The organism is Algorimicrobium algoritergicola (assembly GCF_008086165.1).
Lineage (GTDB): Bacteria > Bacteroidota > Bacteroidia > Flavobacteriales > Flavobacteriaceae > Algorimicrobium > Algorimicrobium algoritergicola.
The window spans coordinates 1-2,403 of record NZ_VSKL01000017.1; the positions used below are offsets into that span (position 1 = coordinate 1).

The window sequence follows — 2,403 nt, forward strand, 5'->3', positions numbered from 1 at the left end:
ATTGGTAAGCTCTATTTTGGCCTTCCAAACGCCTTCCTGGTCTTGTATTATTAATTTGTTGTTTACGAGTACTTCGTTATCATGAAATTGTTGAATTTCTACTGCCATGCGATCTGTGTTTAGTTTATAGGTTTTTTTATCAATGCGTGTATAGGTTGCTCCAGCCTTCAGTTTTTCGGCTTCCAGTTGTTTGGCAAGCGCCAAGGCTTTTAGTGCCTTTTGGCGCTGGTGGTTCTTGCTGTTTTCGTCGTTTATGGTATGGTGGGTATTAACCATATTATAGACTTGAAAAGTTTAGCGAAATGTCCTGCCATTTGTTCTTTTCATCTCTCGCGTAGATTCTGCAGTATAAGCTGCTACCAATTACTGTCTGGCACTCGTCTAGCTTATCAAAGCGATTAATCAGTTCATCGTCGCCCAACTCTCTAACCTCGGTTCTGGCCTTGGCTAGAAGTTTCGGGTCGAACTCGCCTTTCCCGTTGCGCATCATGGTTTTTTCCCATACGCGGTAAAAACCTTTGTTGCGATCCTGGAACTTGTTTTTAAAAATATCTTGAATGGCGTCTATATGAACTTCCGCTTCATCGGTAAAGGCGAAGCGTTCTTGCATATCGACGGTTACCTTCATATCGCCAGCTTTATTAATACGGCTAAATGTTTTAACCTCTTTAGGTTCCTTGCCCTCCATGTGATACATGCGGATGTATAATTCATTGGCCTGCTTGATGGTTACTTTTTTAAAGTCGTCCAGTTCCCGACGTAATTGTTTGGCCTTGGAAACGGCGTTAATAATGAAGTCCTCATTATCGGATTCATACACCTTTTTAGCTTTCATGGCTTTTTCGTTTTCGGCTAATTGGCGTCTTTTTAATTCGGCCTGCAGTTGGTCTGCAGTTAGTGTTGAGAGGTCAACGGTTTGGTTTTCTGTGTTCATACTATTTCTTCTTTAATTCGTTGTTATGTAATTCAGTTACTTCGACGGCTGCCTTAAAAAAGCGCAACATTTCATTAGATTTAATTAGCATGTGGGCTAATCCCTCAACTATGTCTACTACGTGTCCATCTACGCTAGCGTCACATTCGCCATTTTCGATGTTGATTTTAATTGTTGCATATTGTTCTGCCATAGGTTTTAATATTTTAAATTGTTAATTTGTTTTTTTGAGATAGTTTAAATTGATAATGCAAAAGCAAATTTGCATTTTGCGCTTTGTCTGGATGGTTCGGGTTGTGATCTAGCCAAAACCGAGGTCGGCTATTTTGTTTTCAAGTTGTCTAGCTGTCATAGGCTTTTTTCATTAATGGTTTAGAGAATAGTTTATTAATAGGGCTAATGGTTTCCCTGTAGAAATCAATGGCCAGTTCTGGCGATAGTTTGCCGATGTAGGCTTTGCCCTGGTAAACAAATTTGCGCTCCTCAAACTCCAAGCATTTGTACCACCAGTTAAAAAGCGGTTTGGATATTAGTAACTTTTGTAGTGATGTTTGGTTTTTACTTTTTGATTGGCACCACTCCAGATAACAGTCCATTACTAACATGTAGTAAGCGTCTGCATCCATTTGTAAAATTTGTAAGACTTGTTTTTTCATTGTTTCGGGTTGTTATTTGTTATGATTCGCCACGAAGCATATCGTAGCCTTTTTGGTAGACAATAAAGCGGCCGCCGTTTTCTCCTATGGTTCTGCCTTGGCATTGTGCCAGGAAGCCGTCCACAAACACTTTCATTTTAGCGTCAAAGCGAATGGACTTTTCAAATTCGCTCCTTGGATTTTTGCCTTCAGCATGCCCAACTATTATGAGCATGATGTTTTTCTTATTGCATAAGCGTTTAAGCGCCATGTATTGATCCCAGTCCTTTGTTAAGTATGTAATAGAGTCCACAACTACCACCTTTGGCGGATTACGCATATTTAAATATGCTATCAGCTCTTGGTAATTATAGCTTTGCGTGTGAAAATTTTTCTCTACTTCGTTCATTTGCAATAATTCAGTTCTATCTATATAATCCGTGTCGTCGGTTTCCTCTTCTAGTAGGTTGTAAAACACTTTAAAGTTTAATATGGCCAAGGCTTTTGCCAGCATCATGATAAACGTACTTTTACCACTTCCAGAGCCTCCCCAGACAAACCATACACCTCTATCTTGAGGTTTTCCAAAAGCTTCAAGCCACTTGCCTATCCACTGTAATTTTGTTACGGTTTGGTTTTGAATATTGGCGACCGTTAAAACCTTTTTAAGCTTTGCTGGCCTTTTCTTTGTTTTTGTTTGCAATTAGTGGGCGTTAAAAATTTCAACTTCATTTACATTCAATATCTTTTTTACCAATGCTATGGATATTGGTACATTTAATCTATCGGCCTCGCGCATACATGGAACCAGCACATCGTGCAGCTCGCCATAAT

General features: G+C 39.5%; 5 protein-coding genes. All 5 read right to left on the reverse strand.

Annotation, left to right across the window (positions count from 1 at the left end):
- A partial coding sequence (locus ES675_RS16245) for a hypothetical protein (protein WP_148367574.1) occupies nt 1–276 on the reverse strand: 276 nt, incomplete at its 3' end.
- 1 nt (nt 277) lies between these two features.
- Nucleotides 278–934, reverse strand: coding sequence for a DUF3164 family protein (locus ES675_RS16250; protein ID WP_066257017.1), 657 nt, complete (start codon nt 932–934; stop codon nt 278–280).
- Between the two features lies 1 nt (nt 935).
- On the reverse strand, nt 936–1,127 hold the full coding sequence (locus tag ES675_RS16255) for a hypothetical protein (RefSeq protein WP_066257021.1): 192 nt from the start codon (nt 1,125–1,127) through the stop codon (nt 936–938).
- A 148-nt stretch (nt 1,128–1,275) separates the two neighbouring features.
- The gene (locus tag ES675_RS16260) at nt 1,276–1,590 is read right to left on the reverse strand and encodes a hypothetical protein (RefSeq protein ID WP_066257026.1); all 315 of its coding nucleotides are present in this window, start codon (nt 1,588–1,590) and stop codon (nt 1,276–1,278) included.
- A 19-nt stretch (nt 1,591–1,609) separates the two neighbouring features.
- The gene (locus tag ES675_RS16265) at nt 1,610–2,272 is read right to left on the reverse strand and encodes an ATP-binding protein (protein ID WP_066257029.1); all 663 of its coding nucleotides are present in this window, start codon (nt 2,270–2,272) and stop codon (nt 1,610–1,612) included.
- Nucleotides 2,273–2,403 lie beyond the last annotated feature (131 nt).